Source organism: Hyalangium gracile (genome assembly GCF_020103725.1).
Classification (GTDB): Bacteria; Myxococcota; Myxococcia; order Myxococcales; family Myxococcaceae; genus Hyalangium; species Hyalangium gracile.
On sequence record NZ_JAHXBG010000013.1, the window covers coordinates 164,649 to 182,693 of the forward strand.

At 68.5% G+C, this 18,045-nt stretch carries 20 protein-coding genes, 1 tRNA gene and 1 pseudogene; 14 read left to right on the plus strand and 8 right to left on the minus strand.

Annotation, left to right across the window (positions count from 1 at the left end):
- The first annotated feature begins 8 nt into the window (after positions 1–8).
- The 7 genes from KY572_RS26105 to KY572_RS26135 all read left to right on the plus strand — a co-directional run bounded on the left by KY572_RS26105 (position 9) and on the right by KY572_RS26135 (position 4,468).
- Positions 9–848 (plus strand): alpha/beta hydrolase, encoded by an 840-nt coding sequence (locus tag KY572_RS26105; protein WP_224245678.1) that lies wholly within the window; start codon positions 9–11, stop codon positions 846–848.
- A 49-nt stretch (positions 849–897) separates the two neighbouring features.
- A complete protein-coding gene (gene bacN / locus KY572_RS26110; RefSeq protein ID WP_224245679.1) occupies positions 898–1,239 on the plus strand; it encodes a bactofilin BacN in 342 nt (113 codons plus the stop codon).
- 57 nt (positions 1,240–1,296) lie between these two features.
- On the plus strand, positions 1,297–1,620 hold the full coding sequence (locus KY572_RS26115; protein WP_044192222.1) for a bactofilin family protein: 324 nt from the start codon (positions 1,297–1,299) through the stop codon (positions 1,618–1,620).
- Positions 1,621–1,623: 3 nt separating this feature from the next.
- Positions 1,624–2,277 carry a bactofilin family protein gene (locus KY572_RS26120; protein WP_224245680.1) on the plus strand — a complete coding sequence of 218 codons (654 nt, stop codon included), beginning with the start codon at positions 1,624–1,626 and terminating at the stop codon, positions 2,275–2,277.
- A gap of 68 nt (positions 2,278–2,345) precedes the next feature.
- Positions 2,346–3,275: a ParB/RepB/Spo0J family partition protein gene (locus tag KY572_RS26125; RefSeq protein WP_224245681.1), complete on the plus strand. Its 930-nt coding sequence runs from the start codon at positions 2,346–2,348 to the stop codon at positions 3,273–3,275.
- Positions 3,276–3,842 carry an orotate phosphoribosyltransferase gene (gene pyrE, locus KY572_RS26130; protein WP_224245682.1) on the plus strand — a complete coding sequence of 189 codons (567 nt, stop codon included), beginning with the start codon at positions 3,276–3,278 and terminating at the stop codon, positions 3,840–3,842. It abuts the gene before it with no gap.
- Positions 3,839–4,468 carry a hypothetical protein gene (locus KY572_RS26135; protein ID WP_224245683.1) on the plus strand — a complete coding sequence of 210 codons (630 nt, stop codon included), beginning with the start codon at positions 3,839–3,841 and terminating at the stop codon, positions 4,466–4,468. Before pyrE ends, KY572_RS26135 begins: the two co-directional genes overlap by 4 nt.
- A 36-nt stretch (positions 4,469–4,504) precedes the next feature.
- Here the strand turns inward: KY572_RS26135 and KY572_RS26140 are convergent, their stop codons facing one another.
- The 3 genes from KY572_RS26140 to nadB are packed head-to-tail and all read right to left on the minus strand — an operon-like array spanning position 4,505 to position 7,427.
- Positions 4,505–5,098, minus strand: coding sequence for an LOG family protein (locus KY572_RS26140; protein ID WP_224245684.1), 594 nt, complete (start codon positions 5,096–5,098; stop codon positions 4,505–4,507).
- A gap of 1 nt (position 5,099) precedes the next feature.
- Positions 5,100–5,831, minus strand: a complete 732-nt coding sequence (locus KY572_RS26145) for a rhomboid family intramembrane serine protease (RefSeq protein WP_224245685.1) — start codon at positions 5,829–5,831, stop codon at positions 5,100–5,102.
- Positions 5,832–5,837: 6 nt separating this feature from the next.
- Positions 5,838–7,427 (minus strand): L-aspartate oxidase, encoded by a 1,590-nt coding sequence (gene nadB / locus KY572_RS26150; RefSeq protein ID WP_224245686.1) that lies wholly within the window; start codon positions 7,425–7,427, stop codon positions 5,838–5,840.
- Between the two features lie 83 nt (positions 7,428–7,510).
- Between nadB and KY572_RS26155 the strand changes: the two genes are divergently transcribed.
- The 4 genes from KY572_RS26155 (at position 7,511) to KY572_RS26170 (ending at position 11,037) form a co-directional block, all read left to right on the plus strand.
- Positions 7,511–8,194: a lytic transglycosylase domain-containing protein gene (locus KY572_RS26155; RefSeq protein ID WP_224245687.1), complete on the plus strand. Its 684-nt coding sequence runs from the start codon at positions 7,511–7,513 to the stop codon at positions 8,192–8,194.
- Complete coding sequence (locus KY572_RS26160) at positions 8,151–10,196, plus strand: tetratricopeptide repeat protein (RefSeq protein ID WP_224245688.1); 2,046 nt, start codon at positions 8,151–8,153, stop codon at positions 10,194–10,196. Before KY572_RS26155 ends, KY572_RS26160 begins: the two co-directional genes overlap by 44 nt.
- A gap of 11 nt (positions 10,197–10,207) precedes the next feature.
- Entirely contained in the window at positions 10,208–10,888 is a 681-nt protein-coding gene (gene pgsA, locus KY572_RS26165) for a CDP-diacylglycerol--glycerol-3-phosphate 3-phosphatidyltransferase (protein ID WP_224245689.1), read from the plus strand.
- Positions 10,889–10,962: 74 nt separating this feature from the next.
- Positions 10,963–11,037, plus strand: a tRNA-Gly gene (locus KY572_RS26170).
- A gap of 298 nt (positions 11,038–11,335) precedes the next feature.
- Here KY572_RS26170 and KY572_RS26175 read toward each other — a convergent pair.
- Positions 11,336–11,695: a hypothetical protein gene (locus KY572_RS26175; RefSeq protein ID WP_224245690.1), complete on the minus strand. Its 360-nt coding sequence runs from the start codon at positions 11,693–11,695 to the stop codon at positions 11,336–11,338.
- Between the two features lie 218 nt (positions 11,696–11,913).
- On the opposite strand from KY572_RS26175, the gene KY572_RS26180 reads away from it, so the two are divergent.
- Positions 11,914–12,501 carry a head protein gene (locus KY572_RS26180; RefSeq protein ID WP_224245691.1) on the plus strand — a complete coding sequence of 196 codons (588 nt, stop codon included), beginning with the start codon at positions 11,914–11,916 and terminating at the stop codon, positions 12,499–12,501.
- 12 nt (positions 12,502–12,513) lie between these two features.
- On the opposite strand, the gene KY572_RS26185 is transcribed toward KY572_RS26180, so the two are convergent.
- Entirely contained in the window at positions 12,514–12,879 is a 366-nt protein-coding gene (locus KY572_RS26185; protein ID WP_224245692.1) for a helix-turn-helix domain-containing protein, read from the minus strand.
- 485 nt (positions 12,880–13,364) lie between these two features.
- Here KY572_RS26185 and KY572_RS47875 point away from each other — a divergent pair.
- Positions 13,365–13,598 (plus strand): annotated as a pseudogene (locus tag KY572_RS47875) (serine/threonine protein kinase); the annotation flags it as partial.
- Positions 13,599–13,750: 152 nt separating this feature from the next.
- Here the strand turns inward: KY572_RS47875 and cysC are convergent.
- From cysC to KY572_RS26205, 3 genes are all read right to left on the minus strand, one after another.
- Positions 13,751–14,386: an adenylyl-sulfate kinase gene (gene cysC, locus KY572_RS26195; protein WP_224245693.1), complete on the minus strand. Its 636-nt coding sequence runs from the start codon at positions 14,384–14,386 to the stop codon at positions 13,751–13,753.
- A 151-nt stretch (positions 14,387–14,537) separates the two neighbouring features.
- Positions 14,538–15,371 carry a TauD/TfdA dioxygenase family protein gene (locus KY572_RS26200; protein ID WP_224245694.1) on the minus strand — a complete coding sequence of 278 codons (834 nt, stop codon included), beginning with the start codon at positions 15,369–15,371 and terminating at the stop codon, positions 14,538–14,540.
- Positions 15,368–16,345, minus strand: a complete 978-nt coding sequence (locus KY572_RS26205) for an L-tyrosine/L-tryptophan isonitrile synthase family protein (protein WP_224245695.1) — start codon at positions 16,343–16,345, stop codon at positions 15,368–15,370. Before KY572_RS26205 ends, KY572_RS26200 begins: the two co-directional genes overlap by 4 nt.
- A gap of 261 nt (positions 16,346–16,606) precedes the next feature.
- On the opposite strand from KY572_RS26205, the gene KY572_RS26210 reads away from it, so the two are divergent.
- The gene (locus KY572_RS26210) at positions 16,607–18,025 is read left to right on the plus strand and encodes an FAD-dependent oxidoreductase (RefSeq protein WP_224245696.1); all 1,419 of its coding nucleotides are present in this window, start codon (positions 16,607–16,609) and stop codon (positions 18,023–18,025) included.
- Positions 18,026–18,045 lie beyond the last annotated feature (20 nt).

Consider the following 18,045-nt stretch of genomic DNA (forward strand, 5'->3'; position numbering starts at 1 on the left):
GGCTCGATATGGCGCGCCACGACGAGGGCTTCTTCACCGCGAAGGACCACCTCCGGCTCTTCTGGACGTTGGACCTGCCGGAGGCTCCGCCGAGGGCCCATGTGGCGATCGTGCACGGCTATGCCGACCACATCGGCCGCTACCGTCCCGTCACGGAGGCGCTGGTCGCCGAGGGCTTCGCGGTTCACGGCATGGACTACCGGGGCCACGGCCGGGCGGACGGCCGCCGCGGCTACTGCGACCGGTGGCCGGACTACGTGGACGATCTGGCCCTCTTCTGGGAGCGGGTCCGCAAGGCGGCCGCCGGGCAGAAGGTCTTCCTGCTGGGGCACAGCCACGGCGGGCTGATGGCCGCCCACCTGGCGGCGCGCGGTGGGCTGGATGGCGCGGGCGGGCTGGTGCTGTCAGCCCCCTACCTCAAGCTGGCCATCGTTCCTCCCGCCACGAAGCTGCTGGCGGCGCGCCTGGTGGGGAAGGTGATTCCCTGGCTGCCCATCCAGAACGAGCTCAAGCCGGAGCACCTCACGCGGGACGCGGCCATCGTCCGCGCCACGGCCGAGGACCCGCTCTACATCCGCACGGTGACGCCGCGCTGGTTCGTCGAGTCCACCCAGGCCCAGGCCGAGGCCCTGGCCCAGGCCGTTCGGGTGACAGCACCCATTTTCATCTTCTGCGGATCGAATGACGGCGTGGCCGCGCCGGCGGCGGCGCGGTCCTTCTTCGAGACGGTGGGGTCCACGGACAAGAAGTTCAAGGAGTATCCCGGCATGTTGCACGAGCCGCTCAACGAGGTGGGGCGCGACGAGGTGTTCCGGGACATCTCCAACTGGATCTCCGCCCATCTCTGACATAATCAGGGCGCGGTCTTCAGCGACTGACGCTCCCGAGGTTCACCGCATGGCTGAGAGCGAAACGGGCATCATCGGCAAGGGCATCGTCATCAAGGGCAGCCTCACGGGCGGCGGAGATCTCGTCATCGAGGGGCGGGTGGAGGGGCAGATCGCCCTGAAGAACCACCTCACCATCGAGAGCACGGGCAAGGTCCAGGCGGACATCCGCGCCGAGGAGCTCACCATCAACGGCGAGGCCAGCGGCAACATCGACGCCTCGACGCGGGTGTCCATCAACGCGTCGGCGAAGGTGGCCGGCGACATCAAGGCTCCGCGCGTCATCATCGAGGATGGGGCCGTGTTCAACGGCTCCATCGAGATGGAAGTGAAGCTGCCGGACGACATCTAGCAAGTCCCTGCCGTCGAGGGACGACGAAGCACAACCCTTCGGAGGGGTGCAACACTCATGGCGAATACGGTCATTGGTTCGAGCATCGTCATCGACGGGGAGATCTCCGGTGACGAGGATCTGGTCATCCAGGGCACGGTGAAGGGGAAGATCTCCCTGAAGGAGAGCCTCTTCGTGGAGGGCAGCGGCGTCGTCGAGGCGGACATCGAGACGCAGAACGTGGAGATCGCCGGCCGGGTGACGGGCAACATCGTCGCCAGCGACAAGGTCGAGCTCAAGCAGGACTGCCGCGTGGTGGGCGACATCAAGGCCCCTCGCATCCTCATTGCCGACGGAGCCTCCTTCAAGGGCAACGTCGACATGGATCAGAAGGAGCGCTGACGCGTGGCCATCGCGAAAGAGACGGCCGGCGCGACCGGCGACAACACGGTGGTGGGGCCGTCCATCCTCATCAGCGGCAAGCTGACGGGTGACGAGGACCTCACGGTCCGTGGCCGCGTGGAGGGCGAGCTGACGCTCAGCAAGACCCTCATCGTGGAGACCACGGGCGTGGTGAAGGCGAACGTGGCGGTGCGCAACGCCATCGTCAGCGGGGTGGTGGTGGGCAACATCAACGCCACCGAGAGCGTGGAGCTCACCCGCGAGGGCCGCATGGTGGGCGACATCCGCGCCCCGCGCGTCATCATCGTGGACGGCGCCAGCTTCCGCGGTCGGGTGGACATGGGCGAGGTGGAGCCGGGCCGCGTGCCGGCCTCGCGCCCCGCGGTGGCGCGTCCCACGGTGCGTCCGGGGGCTGCTCCGGCGCGTCCGACGACTCCGGCGGCACGTCCGGCCGGTCGTCCCGCTCCGCCGCCGCCGCCGGCCGCCAGGCCTGCGACCAAGCCCGTGCCACCGCCGCCGCCCGCCCCCGCCGCTGGGGCGACCGGGGCCGCTGGGGCTGCTGGGACGCCCCCCAAGGGAGAGCCCGCCGCCCCGGTTCCTCCAGTCGTGGGCGCTGGCGCGAAGAAGAAGGTCGTGGTGAAGAAGAAGGCCCGCTAGAACGGGCTTTCGTCGTGCCGGCACCGTGAGGTGCCGCGTTACGGCGCTGGACCGAGCCAGGGGTGCCGATGGACGCCGAGAACAGGGTCGACGGAGAGGACGGGAAGCCGGACGAGCCGGGGGAGTCACCCTCGGCACCCGGAGAGGGCGAGGGCGTGCCTCCGAGGTCGGACGCGCCTGCCGCCGAGCAGCCCGCGGGGAAGGCCATCCTGCTGGGCGCGGGAGAGCCCTTGCCGGAGACGGCCGCCGCGGGAGCCGACCAGCCCGACGCCGCCTCCGAGCCTGGCTCCGGGGCGGACGCCGGAGAGGCCGTGGAGGAATCGCCGGAGGAGTCCTCGGATGAATCCTCGGACGAGGCCGCGCAGGCGGCTGCCGAACTGCCTCCGCGCCCGGCCAGCGAGTCGATCCTGGCGGCGCTTCCGCTGGAGCAGATCGACGAGGACACCACCTTCCGCATCCGCCCGGAGGGGGAGATCTCCAAGCTGGCCACGGACGTGGCGCGGCTGGGCCAGCTCTTCCCGGTGGACGTGCGCCCCGCCGGGGACAACCGCTACCAGATCATCTGTGGCTTCCGGCGGGTGGCGGCGCTGCGCTTCCTGAAGCGGGATCGCGTGCAGGTGCGCATCCACACGGGGTTGCCGGACGAGGACGCGCTGCTGATGGCGCTGGCCTCGGCCATCCACGCCCACCCGGTGGAGCGCGAGCAGCTCGAGGCCACGCGGGACCAGCTCGAGGCGGAGGGGCGCCTGAGCGCCGCCACGCGGGACATGCTGGAGAAGGCGCTGGCGACGGATGACTCGCTGGCCCCCGAGTCGATGGAGGAAGAGGTCGACGCGGACGAGCTGGCGGCGGACGCGGCGCAGCGGCTGGGAGCGCTCAACCAGGATCTCTCGCTGCTGGCGGATGTGTTCACGTCCTTGGATGAGGCTCGCCGGGCGGAGCTGCTGATGCAGCTGCGGTACTCGGCGGAGCTGGTGGCGTACCTGGAGGGCTTGTAGATGAACAGCGCGCTGGCTCGGGATCGGGCGCGGCTCCTGGAGCTGCTCACCGAGCGCTCCTTCGAGCGGCGCAAGGTGGTGCTCTCCTCCGGCAAGGAGTCGGACTTCTACATCGACTGCAAGCGCACGGCGCTGCTGGCGGAGGGGCACTTCCTCATCGGCAGGCTGCTGCTGGACGCGATCGTCCGCGAGGCTCCCCTCGCCGTGGGAGTGGGCGGCCTGACGCTGGGGGCGGACCCCATCGCCTCGGCGGTGAGCCTGACCAGCTACCTTGCGGGCACGCCGGTGGAGGCCTTCATCGTCCGCAAGGAGCCCAAGGGGCACGGGACGGGGCAGTGGATCGAGGGCCTGAGCGCGCTGGGGCAGAACGCTCCGGTGGCCATCGTCGAGGACGTGGTGACGACGGGGGCCTCGACGCTGAAGGCCATCGAGCGGGCCCAGTCCGAGGGGCTGAAGGTGCTGGGGGCCTTCGCGCTGGTGGACCGGCTCGAGGGCGGCCGCGAGGCGGTCGAGTCCGCTGGCTACCGCCTGTTCACGCTCTTCAATCGCAAGGACTTCATCCCGTGAAGAAGGGGTTCCGCGTCGCGGCGCTGCTGGGGCTGCTGTCGGGCTGCACCACCACCCCGCCCACCATCGGCGATCCGGCGCCGCAGCTGACGGATCGTCGCTCCGAGCAGAAGTACCAGGAGATCTTCGGCAGGTACTCGGACCGGGCGGAGATCTACGACGGCTTCGACACGCGGGTGTTCGCCGGGGCGACGTTCCAGACGATGAACTTCCGCGAGGCGCGGGTGAGGCGGCTGGCGGAGTTCCAGTTCCTGCCGAAGGCCCGGGTGGAGGAGCTGCTGGCAAAGGAGCGCACGGAGGAGACGCAGTTCAACGAGTTCTTCCTGGGCGTCCACGTCAACGACTACCGCTTCGAGGACTTCTCGAACCGCAACTCCATCTGGCGCATCGTCATGCTGACGCCGTCGGTGGAGGTGGAGCCGGTGAGCATCGAGCGCATCGGCCGGGCGACGCTGGACATGCGCGCGATGTACCCCTACCTGGGGGTGTTCTGGGTGGGGTACCGGGTACGCTTCCCGAAGGTGCTGCCGGATGGCACGCCGGTCATCCCGGAGAGCGCCACGCACATCCAGCTGCGGATGGCCTCCACGCTGGGCCACGGGCAGATGCGGGTGCACGCGCGCTGAGGCGTGAGGGGGCGGAGCGGAGCCGGAGACGCCGGCTCACGTCTCCTCGGTCCGGCGCAGCCACTTCTCCGTCACCTGCATCGTCGGGCCGGCCTGGAGCCGATCCAGCAGCTCGCTCGCGGAGGCGCTCACGGCGAAGGGGCGCTCCTGCGCCTGGGGGATGAAGCCGTCCTCCACGCCACGGCGGACCATGGTGATGAGCGGCTGGAAGTAGCCGCCCACGTCCAGCAGCCCGATGGGCTTGGCGTGCAGGCCGAGCTGGCCCCAGGTGATGATCTCGAACAGCTCTTCGAAGGTGCCGAAGCCGCCGGGCAGGGCCACGAAGGCATCAGATCGCTTGGCCATGAGCGCCTTGCGCTCGTGCATCGAGTTCACCAGGTGCAGCTCGTGGAGCCCCTGGTGGCCGATCTCCCGCTGCTGGAGGCTGAAGGGCAGCACGCCCACCGCTCGGCCGCCGGCGGAGAGGACCGCGTCCGCCACGGCACCCATGAGGCCCACGCTGGCCCCGCCGTAGATGAGGGTGAGGTTGCGACGGACCAGCTCCTCGCCGAGCTCGCGGGCCGCGGCGAGAAACTCGGGCCGGGCGCCCGGTCGGGAGCCGCAGAAGACACACACCGTCTTCACATCCATGTCAGAACCCCCACCGCCGTTCCGGGTGCGCGGCGAACATCGCCACCACCGCCGAGATGAACAGGATGAGCGGGAGCGCCCGGGCATAGACGGGAGCGCCCAGCCGCAGGGCCAGGCCGCAGGGCAGGCCGAAGAGGAAGCCCCCGAGGTGTCCCGCCCAGCTCACGCCGGGCAGCAGGCTGATGACGACCATCTGCACCAGCCACACGCCCAGCTGCTTGCGCCCCTGCTCCGTGGCGATGGGGAGCATGACGCCCGCCCAGCCGAGAATCATCCCCGAGGCGCCCACCATGGGCCGGTCGAAGTCGAAGAAGAGGGCGAAGGAGGAGCCGCCCAGGGCGGTGACGATGCACAGGCCCAGGAAGCGCCAGCTGCCGATGTTCCGCTCCAACATGAAGCCGAGCGAGTAGACCACCATCATGTTGAACAGCAGGTGGATGGGGCCGCCGTGAGCGAAGACACAGCTCAGCAGGCGCCAGTACTCGCCCTGCTGGACGAGCGGCCCGTAGACGGCGAGCGGAATGCCCGCCTCCGCCAGCTCCAGGCCCGCCTGCTTCGAGGAGAGCGCGGGCAGCATCTGGTTGGCGCCCAGGAGGTACAGCGCCACGCAGCTGACGATGAGGGTGCCGCACACGGGCGTCCACCGGGGCCTGGGCATCGGGGCGTCGGGCTGCGGGCCCGGCGGGGAGCCCCCCGAGGACGGATCTTCCAGGATGCGAGGCGAGCGCGCCATCGGGCCTCAGATCTCCCGGGAGACGACGGTGTCGCGCTTCCAGTGATGGTCGTCCGTGTTGGGGTAGTCGAGGGTGAAGTGCAGGCCGCGGCTCTCCTTGCGGCGGCTGGCGCAGTCGACGATGAGGTGGGCCACGTCGGCGATGTTGCGCAGCTCGATGACGTCCCGAGTCACCTTGAAGCGCCAGTAGTAGTCGCGGATCTCCTCGCGCAGCAGATCCAGCCGGCGCCGGGCGCGCATCAGACGCTTGTCCGTGCGGACGATGCCGACGTAGTTCCACATGAGGCGGCGGATCTCGTCCCAGTTGTGGGTCACGACGACGCTCTCATCCGAGTCCACCGCGCTGCCGGGATCCCACTCGGGGGGCTCCTGGGGGAGCGCGGGGAGGCTGCGCACCTCCTCGGCGGTGACCTGGGCGGCGCGGTGGCCGAACACCAGGCCCTCGAGCAGGGAGTTGGAGGCCAGACGGTTGGCGCCGTGCAGGCCGGTGCTGGCCACCTCGCCAATGGCGTAGAGGCCGGCCACGGAGGTGCGCCCGTTCAGGTCCGCCACCACGCCGCCGCACATGTAGTGGGCCGCGGGCACCACGGGGATGGGCTGCACGGCCATGTCGATGTTGAAGGCCTTGCAGGTGGCGTAGATGTTGGGGAAGCGCTCGGAGAGGAAGGCGCGCCCCAGGTGCGTCATGTCCAGGTAGACGCAGTCATCACCGGTGCGCTTGAGCTCCGCGTCGATGGCGCGGGCCACCACGTCGCGAGGCGCCAGGGCCCCCAGCGGGTGGTAGCGCTCCATGAACGTCTGCCCGCTGCGCAGCCGCAGCTTGCCGCCCTCGCCTCGGAGCGCCTCGCTGATGAGGAAGCTCTTGGCCTCCGGGTGGTACAGGCAGGTGGGGTGGAACTGGTAGAACTCCATGTTGGCGATCTGGGCGCCGGCCCGGTACGCCATGGCCACGCCGTCGCCCGTCGCGACGTCCGGGTTGGAGGTGTAGAGGTACACCTTGCCCGCGCCGCCCGTGGCCAGCACCGTCACCTTGCCCAGGAACGTCTCGATGTGGCCGCTCTCGGTGAGGGCGTAGGTGCCCAGGCACCGGCTGGCGCGGCCCGGGCTGGGGCGCTGGTTGAGGATGAGATCGATGGCGGCGGTGTTCTGGAAGAAGGTGATGTTCTTCTGCTCGTCGCACGCGGCCAGCAGCGCCCGCTGCACCTCGCGGCCGGTGATGTCGCCGGCGTGGATGATGCGGCGGGCCGAGTGGCCTCCCTCGCGCGTCAGATCGAAGTCCCCCGAGGCGCGCCGGTTGAACTCGGCGCCGAGCGAGACGAGCTCCCGGATGCGGTCGGGGCCCTCGCGCACCGTCACCTCCACCGCGTCCTGGTGGCACAGGCCGGCGCCAGCGACGAGGGTGTCCTGGACGTGGGCCTCGAAGGTGTCGGTGGGAGCCAGCACGCTGGCGATGCCCCCCTGGGCGTACTGAGTGTTGCTCTCATAACGCTCGCGCTTGGTGAGGACGGCGACGGAGCCATGCCGAGCCGCCTGGAGAGCGAACGAGAGGCCTGCGACCCCGCCACCCAGGACGAGGAAATCGAAGCGCTGGGGCATGGGCGGAGCCTTAATGGGTGTAAGTGCTGGAAACAAGGCGTTTTCTTGAGGACTTTCGAGCACCCGTCTAAGGTTTGGGGGCCATGCGCGCTGGCCTCGTCCTGCTGACAGCCCTGCTGATGCTCCCGATGGGAGCCGCTGCCTCCGAGGGCATCTACCGGTACGTCGAGAAGGACGGGACGATCATCTATACGAACGTGCCGCCCCCGGGCAGCAAGCGGGCGAAGCGGCTGAAGGGGACCTTCACGCAGGCGCAGGTGGTGTCGGCGCCGGTGCGGGGCCGCGCGAGCGCTCCGTCGGACCTGGAGCCGCACATCAGCGCGGCGGCGAAGCGGTACCGGATTCCGTCCTCGTTGGTGCGGGCCATCATGCAGGCGGAGAGCAACTTCAACGCGAACGCGGTGTCTCCGAAGGGGGCGTGTGGGCTGATGCAGCTCATGCCCCAGACGGCGACGGAGATGTACGTGAAGGACATCTTCGACGAGAAGGAGAACATCGAAGGGGGGGTGCGCTACCTGCGGGTGCTCGCCAACCAGTTCGACGGGGACATGGTGAAGATGATCGCCGCGTACAACGCAGGACCGGACGCGGTGCGCAAGTACGGGGGGAAGACGCCTCCGTACGAGGAGACGCAGGAGTACGTGCGCAAGGTCCTCCAGCTCTACTACCACTACAAAGAGCGCGAGCGGCTCGCCCAGAACGAGCCCCGCGAAGCGACCAACGATGGCGACGACGCGAGCGACGGGGCGGGAGCCGAACCCCGTTGACGACGAGTTCCTGCAGCTCCTCTACCGGGGTGGGGAGCTGCTGGCTGCGGGCAAGGTGATCGAGGCCAAGGACTTCCTCGAGCGCGCCCACAAGATGCAGCCGAAGCACGAGAAGGGGCAGAACCTGCTCGGGCTGGCGTACTTCAAGCTGGGGCTCTTCGACCGCGCGGCGGAGCTCTACGAGATGCTGGTGCGCGACAACCCGGTGGATCCGACGCTGCGGGTCAACCTGGGGTTGGTGTACCTGAAGACGAACGCGCTGCAGCGCGCGGTGCGCGAGTTCGAAGTGGCGGTGGACCTGGCGCCGGACCACAAGAAGGCGCACAACTACCTGGGGCTGGCGCTGGCGCAGCAGGGCGAGTACGGCCGGGCGCGCGAGCACTTCCTGCTGGCCGGCAGCGACGCGATGGCGGAGAAGATGGCGCGGGCCATCGCGGGCGAGGGCTTCAGCCGTCCGGCGCCGGTGCAGCCGGCCAGGGCGCGGGGCTTCGCGGAGCTCGAGGGCGCCGAGGTGGTGCGAGAGCAGGGCGGAGTGCCGGTGCCGGAGACGCCGCCGCCGGTGAGCACGGATCTGGTGATCGACGTGGTGGAGGAGGCGCCCGCGAAGCAGGCCGAGCCGGTGCCGCCCGTGCCCGTGCCGGTGGCCGAGGCTCGTCCCGAGGCGCCCGCCGTGGCTCCTGTCGCTCCGCCCGCGGAGGACGACTGGGGTGCGCAGTTCGGGCTGGATGAGTCCTCGCACCTGGACGAGAGCCAGGCGCGGGAGGCGGCTGCCGAGGGCGCGACGCCCGAGGCCGCGATGGCCGGAGGGGAGGCCCCGGCGTACCAGCCCGAGAGCGAGTACTCCGGAGCCGAGGGGCCGGTGGTGGCTGCCTCCAATGCCTCGGAGCAGGACTCGGACATCTCCATCTCGGTGGATGAGGCGCCGGGCATTCCGGTGGCGGAGATCTCCGAGACGCCTCCTGGGGCCGAGCCGAGCCTGCCGGTGCTGTCGGTGGAGGAGGTCTCCGAGGACGGGATGCCGGTGCTGACGGCGGAGCCCGAGAACCCGGAGGACCTTGCGGCCATCGCCCAGCACCAGGAGCCCCGAGCCGCCGAGCCGCCGGAGCCCCCAGCGCCCGAGACTTCGCCGGAGGCCCTGTCCGAGGCTCCCGTCGCGGAGTCCCACCCCACGCTGGCGATGGGCACACCGGTACCTGCTGTTGCTCAGGCGGTCTCCGAGGCGGCCGAGCTCCCCGAGGCACGGCTCGAGGAGCAGCCCCAGGCGACCTGGGGGGCTGAAGCGGCCGTACCGACTCCAGCACCAATGGCACCGGCTGCCGTCTCCGGGCCCACAGGAGAGGATGCCTGGCGGGGGAGGGGGGCACCGCTGCTGGGCGAGCTCGCCCCGGCGGTGGAGCTGGGAGGCGCCAGCGCGCAGAGTGCGTTCACGGTGGGGGCGAGCGGCTTCTCCGCTCGGGTGGATGGGGAGCTGCTGACGCGGCTGGAGGGGCTGGTGGCCTTCACGGGCTCGCTGACCTTCCAGCCGGAGATGAAGCGCTTCCGAGGGCGGACGACGGACAAGGCCTTCGGAGAGGGCTCGGCGCGGGTGGTGCGAGCCACGGGGCGGGGCGTGCTGTTCGTGGAACCGGCGGAGGAGCGCATCTTCCAGGCGGTGGACCTGGGGGACGAGTCGGCCTACTTCCGGGACGAGTACGTGTTCGCCTTCGAGGAGCCGGTGATGTTCGAGAACGGCCGGGTGCCCTCGGAGGTGGCGCCGGACCTGGACCTGGTGCACCTGAGGGGAAACGGGAAGGTGCTGTTGAGCCTGACGGGCCCGCTGCGCTCGGTGAGGGTGGGGATGGAGGCGGCGGTGACGGTGCCGTTGGCGTACCTGGTGGGCTGGCAGGGGAACCTGACGCCGCGGGTGGTGGCGCTGCTGGTGGGGGCGGGAGGTGAAGTCTTGAAGACAGCCGTGGAGCTGAGCGGCGAAGGATTTGCCCTCATCTGCCTGCCAGTCCGCTAGAAGGGGGGCTCATGGACCGAGCCACCAAGAAGCAGCGCAAGCGGGAGGAGCGGGCGAGGCGCAAGGCCGCCCGGAAGCCGAGCGTCCTGGTGCAGGAGTTCTGGAACCTGCCCAACATGCTGACGCTGGGACGGATCCTGCTGATCCCGGTCTTCGTGTGGTTCACGTACGACGCGGACCCGTTCTACTCGTTGATGGCGGGGGTGGTGTTCGCGGTGGCGTCCATCACGGACGTGGTGGACGGGTACCTGGCGCGCAAGTGGAACCTCATCACGGTGGTGGGGAAGTTCATGGACCCACTGGCCGACAAGCTGATTGTCATGGCGGCGCTGGTGATGATGGTGCGGCTGGGGCGGATCGCGGCGTGGGTGGTGATCGTGCTGCTGGCGAGGGAGCTGATCGTCAGCGGCCTGAGGACCATCGCGGCGAGCGAGGGGATGGTCATCGCGGCGGGGCAGGAGGGCAAGTGGAAGACGAGCCTGCAGCTGGTGGGGGTGATTTCACTCTGCGTTCACTACGTCCACCCATTGGACCTGGGGTACCAGGTGGTGACGGTGGACTACAACAAGGTGGGCAGGGTGTTGGTGTACCTGTCGGGGGCGTTCTCGGTGTGGAGCGCGGTGGTCTACTTCCGAGCGTTCCTCGCCATGCTGGCCAGGCGAGGAGGAGGAACCGACGCACAGAACGCTTGACGTGCTCGGAGCAGGTGGGTATATCCGCCCTCGCTTCGACGGTGCGGCGACGCAGCGGCGAGGGGCAGACAGATGCGGGAATAGCTCAGCGGTAGAGCATCGCCTTGCCAAGGCGAGGGTCGAGGGTTCAAATCCCTTTTCCCGCTCCAGAATGAAGTCCGGCGGCCGGAACTCCTCAAAGGGTTCCGGCCGCTGGCTTTTTGGGCCTTTGATGTCGCCACCGTCCCTGGAGGGCCTCGGTCGACCAGAGCAAGGTCTTCAATCTCGAAGGGAGAGCAGGCAGCCGATGCACGGGCTCGTCTTCGGGGCAGCCGTGATCATGGGCCCAGGTAGGCAGCTGCCGGCGCGAAGAAGCGGGACCTTGATCTGGCGATTCGGGGCACTTCGGAGGTGAACTTCGGTGTGACCTGTGGAGAAGTGATCGTGAAAAAGCTGACCGTCGCGCTTCTAGGGATGGTGCTTGTTTCCTGCAGTACCACTCACTCCTCCATCCCCGTCGAGGGGGAAGCGCCCGCTCATCTCGTGCTCGTCATGAGTGAGCGTCCTGATGGACAGGTCTCCTCCTCCTGGCACCGTGCCGAGGATTTCGATCTTGAGCGGTACCAAGGCCTGGAGGGGCGCATCATTCACGCCGCCGCTCACCCTCGGGACTGCCATGCGGAGTACCTCGAGTGCATTGAAGAGTGCATGAGCCGCCCGCTTCTTCGTGGGTATGGGCATATCACCGCAGGGCGCGGACTCGGTGGGAAGCTGGAGTACTGCCAGGGACGGTGCAGACAGCCATACAACGACTGTGAAGAGCTTCAAGAGCTCAAGCCTCGAGAGTTCTCTACCTGGGATGGGGCGATGGATTGGCTGAAACGCAACCGCACATCCATTCTCGTGGGAAGCGTCATTGTAGTCGCGGGTGTGACTTTTGTTGTTGTCTCCGCAGGGGCTGGGCTCATCGTCCTCGCGCCAGCGGTGCTTCTGGCGACAGCGGGAGCTGGACCCGAGAACCATGCAGTGGGAGGAACTCGGTAGGCATGTCAACACGCTCTCTGGATGCGCAGGAGTTGTTGGGGCGACTCTGGGAAGAAGCTTCATCGGCAGAGGACAAGGAGAAGCTGCGAATGGCGGTCGATGCGCTCAGGTTCATCGCAGCTACCGGCCAGTCAGCCGATTTCGAAGACTACCGCAAGAGCCTTGATGCGAATGCTCCTCCGCTGGTCAGCGTGTCTTTCCAGACACGAGAAGAGGCGGAGGCCTGGCTCAACGCTCATCCCCGTCCACCCGATCAAGCATATGTGCTGATTGCGGGTGAGTATCACATCGTCATGTATGCTTCCGAGCGGAACCGCAGGAGTTTGCTCCGTCACCCGGCCCTTGAGTTCTATCTGGAAGAAATGACGCGGGGAGGGCTGCCGGCTCCAACCGCCTCCTTCCAGACGCGTGAGGAGGCGGAGGCCTGGCTTGCGCTCCAGCCCGAACCGCCACGTCAGGTCTTCATCACGATTGCGAGCGAGTACCATCTCGTGGCGTATCACCACAGGATCAACCTGCGAGCCATCTACCCCGTTGTCCTGGCGGCGAAGTCTCGGCTGGAATCCGTGGGTACTCCGGAGAAGCCCTGAAAGGGCGCCCCTCTATCGGAGGAGGGCGCCAGCCATGCCGGTGAGTGCCTGGAGCTGGGTCTCGTCCATCCGGAGCACGAGCGTGAGCAGGCGGCGCAAGCCGGGCGGGGACTCCTCCTGCTTGCCGCGAGAGGAGCTGGTGGGCTCGTCGGCGGCGCCTGTGCCTGTCAGCCCCAGCAGCGCGTCCGCAGAGATGTGGAGCACCGTGCAGAGTCGGCGCAGAGTCGGGACACTGGGCATCACCTTCCCGCGCTCCATGCGGCTGTAGACCATGGAGGTGATCTCCACGAGAGAGGCCACCTCCGCCTGGGTCAGTCCCGCGCGTTGCCGAGCCTCACGGGCCGCCTCGCCGATCTTCCTCGCTAGCTCTTCATTCATAGGTGAAGGGGAGAATACCTGATAGGCCTATCTCCCGGCTTGCCCGATCTGGGGGACAAACCCTCATCCGTGGGCCAGGTCAGGAGCGCCTCCAGGCTGTGCTGCTTGTGCGGAGCTACCTTGGTATACCTGACACGGGTAGGGTAGAAGTAGCGGCGATGGGGCTACACTCCGAGCCAGGAGCAGGGTGTGCCCAGGTCGGGTTGCGGCGCCAGCTCGGGGAGGTTGAACGCATGGGCGAGGGAGCTGCCCCGACACGGATGCGCCCGGATGGCCTGACCCTCGGAGCGGGGGCATGACGACGCCTGCGCCCTTGGAGATCCCTCCTGGAACGGATGTCCGCGGCTTCCTGATCGAGGGGAAGCTGGGAGCCGGCGGCTTCGGCACGGTGTACCGAGCTTGTCGGGGCGGGCAGCTGTACGCGCTCAAGTTCATCCACCGGAAGGCTGCAGGGGGCTGGGGCGAAGCGCGAGGTGGACATCCTCATGCGGCTGGCCCATCCGAACGTGGTCGGCTTCGAGGGGTGTGGCTTCTGGCCGGATGACACGCGCGAGTACCTCGTGGTCATCATGGTCTACGTGGAGGGGCGGCGGCTGGACGTGTGGGCCCAGGAGGAGAACCCGGATGCCCGTGCGGTGGCCCGGAAGGTTCTCATCGCGGGGAAGGCCCTCGAGGCAATCCACCGGGAGCACGTGGTTCACCGGGACTTGAAGGAGGCGAACATCATCGTTCGCTCCGCGGATGGCGAGCCGGTCGTCGTGGACTTCGGAGTGGCGGGCGGCCCGAATACGCCGAGGGTGACGCGCGGTGTGCTCCCGCCCTGCACGCTGGAGTACCATAGGATCCCAGGTGGAGACTTCGACTCTGTGACTCAATGTTCGCGTCGAGTCCGTGCGATGAGCCCCCAGGCGCGCAGGGTCTCCAGGATGCGCTCGCGCCCTGCCTCCACCGTCTCCTCATCCGTACGCACGATGACTTCGGGGGACTCGGGTGGCTCGTAAGGGTCCGAGATGCCGGTGAAGTGCGGGAGCTCTCCGGCCAGGGCCTTCTTGTAGAGCCCCTTCACGTCGCGGCGGATGAGGGCCTCCAGGCTCGCCCATGCGTACACCTCCACGAACGGGATGCCGGTCCCGGTGGAGAGCTGACGCATTTCATCGCGCGAGTCCCGGTACGGCGAGATGGCCGCGACGATCACCGCCACGCGGTGCCGTGCCAGCAGCCGCGCCACGTAGCCGATGCGCCGCACGTTCTCCACGCGGTCCTCTCGCGAGAAGCCGAGCCCGCGCGACAGGTGCTTGCGCACCTCATCCCCGTCGAGGATCTCCACCGGCAGGAGCGGCTCCAGGTGCTCCCGGACGGCGCGCGACAGCGTGCTCTTGCCCGCGCCGGACATGCCGGTCAGCCAGAGGATGAAGCCCGTCCGGCGCTCGGCCCCATCGCTCGTGCCGGCTTCCGCGTCTCCTGCATCCTGGCCCGCGGGGCTGGTAGGGGATGGCTGCTTGCTCACGAGACCTTCGCTCCGCCTTCGATGAGGCACGGTAGCACGGGTACTCCGGGAAGGCCCGCGGCTTGCCGAGCGGGCCTTCCGTGTTGGCCTCGCAACCACTGCGCGATCCATCCATCCATCCAGCCGCGCGGTCCAGGCGACTACCCGCCACTCAGAGGATGTGGATCCGCTGGAGGTGGCGGGGTGAGTCCGCCTGGAACGCGTTGCGCCCATGCAGCTGGGCGTGGTTGTCCGCCAGCAGCATGTCGCCGTCGCGCCAGGCGTGGACGTAGCAGGCCCGCGGGTCATACAGCGCCTGGCGCAGCTCCTGGAGGAAGCCCTCGCGCCGCTCGGCCGGGATGCCGGCGATCTCGATGAAGAGCGGGTTGAGCTTCACGCTCTCGTCATTCAGCTCCTCGGCGAACCGCAGGGTGGTGGCTCCGGTATCCGGGTGCCGCGAGACCAGCGGCACCGTCACCTGCCCGCCGTAGTGCGCCACCTTCTCCGTGGTGTAGGTGATGACGACCTTGCTCCACTCCTCGCGCTGCGCGGCGGTGGCCCGCCGCCAGACGGTCGGGGTGTGGCTGAAGATCGTCTCGCCACCCGCGCCGGGCCGGGGGGCCTTGCGGCACTGGAAGAACTGGAAGCGCGGCACCACCCGGGCGAAGGCGCCATCCCAGTGCAGAGGGACGTTGCCTGGCGTGAACAGGTAGTTCCGCGGCCGCTCGTGGATGACGAGCTCCAATACCTCACCGAAGTCCCAGGTGAGCAGCTCGCCCCAGGTGCGGGCGTACCCGACCATCTCCTCCTTGGGGAGCGCCGAGAAGCCGCGCAGGATGACGACGCCGTGCTTCTGGGTCCACTGGCGCAGCAGGGACGCCGGCAGTTCGCGCAGGTCCGCCCCCGTGCCATTGGCCTCCACGAGGAGCCCGAAGGGTTGGACGGGTTGGCTCGACAGCTCGATGGCGGCCTCGCGCGGGACGATGGTTTCCGTGCTGATCATCATGACGCCAGCTCCTGGATGAAGGTGGGGGCCACGAAGTGGCTGGGGCGCTGCTTGCGCATGACGAGCGACGCGTTCATGCGCTCGGCTTCCTGCCGCTTGACGAGCATCAGGCCCTTGCCGGTATCCACCACCACCCCGTGCCAGGGCGTGAGCCAGTTGTCCTTCGTTCCCACCATGTGGATGCCAATCTTCGAGGAGTGCAGCGGCTGCGGGTGGATGGAGAGCCGGAGCGCGCTGGGGAACTGCTCGCCGACCAGGCTGCTCCACGCGTTGCTGCGCTGGATGGTCTTGTAGGCGAGCTCCTTCGACGCCTCGCGGAGCTTGTTCCGGCTCTCGTCCGGCCGCAGCACGACCTGATCCTCGAACATGAAGCGGTGGATGCCGTTGAAGAGGTTCTGCGTGGCCGGCTCGTTCTGGACACGCCAGCGCAGCTCCTCGAGCGGGGTGGAATAGCGCTCGGTCAGCTGCCGGCGCATCTCGTCAAATGCGATGTCTCCGAAGAGATCCTCCAGCGCGAAGAAGTGGATCGCGCTGCCGCCGATCTCCTCCAGCATCCGGATCAGCTCGTGCTTGTAGCGGGTGACGTCCGCGTCTCGCACGCCCACGATGTCGCTGAAGACGCGCCCGTCCGAGCAGATGGTGAGGCGCGCCCCTGGCGCATAGATGTGGCCGATGTGCTCGCAGAGCGACTGGAGGAAGTCCAGCGCCACCCGCTCCGCCATGTCCGGCAGGGGCCCGAGCACCTTGCGGAGGTTGGGAGACTTCGCCGGGAAGGCGGGGAGGACGAAGTGGATCGGCTCTCCGCGCGCCACGACGTTCTTCACCTGCTCGAGGTGAGGCGCGAAGCACTGCTCGCACGGGGTTCGTGCGCATGCCTCGCCATGGCCGGAGCTGATGCGCCGGAACTGGAAGAGCAGACCGAGGATCTGCCTGGAGATGGTGGACACGTCGCTCGTCTGGATCTCTGAGTACATGGGGAAGACCTCCGCGGTGGCTTTGCGGAGGTGGATGGCCCTCACGTGGGTTGTGAGAATCCGGATCGCCGAGGGGCATCCGTCGGCTGGGACCCAGGCGGCCTTCCGTCAGCTCTCTCCACGGCAGGCATGCGTCACATCCAGCCCGAGCGGACTCCAGTCCTGCTGAGCGAGCCGACGGGGAATGGCGCCAGAGGGGGGACGTACCGTGCTCCCACGCTCCATTCCTTCCCAGCCCCCGGCCGCCAGAGGGAGCACAACATGAGCAGCACTCGAACCGGAAAGCAGGCCATGGGCCGAGCCGTGGTCATTGGCGGCAGCATCGCAGGCCTGCTGAGCGCCAGGGTCCTCTCGGACTCTTTCGAGGAGGTGGTCCTCCTGGAGCGGGATCCTCCTCCTCTGGGGCCCGAGCCTCGCAAGGGCGCTCCGCAGGGGCGCCATGTCCACGCCATCCTCCAGACGGGACTGCAGGTGATGGCGGGGTTCTTCCCCGGTCTCATCCAGCAGGTGCAGCGCGAGGGCGGCATGATCGCCGACACCAGCCGTGACGTGGCCTGGTTCCACTTCGGCTCCTGGAAGCCGCGCTACCAGAGCCGGGTGGAGGGCGTCATGAGCACCCGCCCCTTCATGGAGTGGCTCATCTACCGGCGCGTCGCCGCGCTGCCGAACGTCAAGCTGCGGCACGGCTGCTCCGTGGACGGGCTCATCGAAGATGCCGATCGGACGGGCATCCAGGGCGTCCGGGTGAAGGGCCCCGAGGGAGAGGAGACGCTCCAGGCCTCGCTGGTCGTGGACGCGAGCGGCCGTGGAACCCGGGCGCCGCGGTGGCTGGAGGAGCTCGGCTATGGCAGGCCGGAGCAGGAGGAGGTCAGCATCAACCTGGCCTACACGAGCCGGTTCTATGAGCGCCCGCCGGACTTCAAGGAGGACTGGCGGTACGTGCTGCTGTTCGCCCGGCCTCCAGAGTCCTGGCGCTCGGGCATGATGTGCGACGTCGAGGACGGGCGGTGGCAGGTCAGCCTCAACGGCTACTTCGGTGACCACCCGCCCACCGATGACGAGGGGTTCCTGGAGTACGCGCGCACGCTGCCCACCCGGACCATCTACGACGCCATCAAGAACGCCCGGCCGCTGACGCCGCCCATCGTGCACAAGTACCCCGCGAGCCGGTGGACCCACTATGAGCGGCTGCCACGGCTCCCGGAGGGCTTCATCGTCCTCGGCGATGCGGCCTGCTCCTTCAATCCCATCTACGCCCAGGGGATGACGGTCAGCGCCCTGGGCGCGCGGCTGCTCGCGCAGTGCCTCGCCGAGCAGGCTCGCTCCTCACCGGGACAGCTGCGAGGGCTGTCGACCCGCTTCCAGCGACGCCTGTGCAAGGTCATCTCCACGCCCTGGCGGATGTCCACCTTCACGGACCTGCGCTACCCGCAGACCCAGGGGCGGCGTCCCTTCGGGCTGAGGCTGGTGCAGTGGAGCATGGTCACGCTCATCGACATGGCCTCCTGGAACGTGCGGCTCTGCCACCAGCTCTTCCTGGTCGTGCACATGCAGGCCAAGGGGAAGACGCTCATGAATCCGGGCATCCTCTTCCCGTTCCTCGCCTATGCGCTGAAGAGCCTGTTCGTGGGGCTGCCGCGGAGGGCCAACGTGAGCCCCCTGCCGCCCGCCCGGCTCTGAGGGCTGAAAGAAAAAGCCCC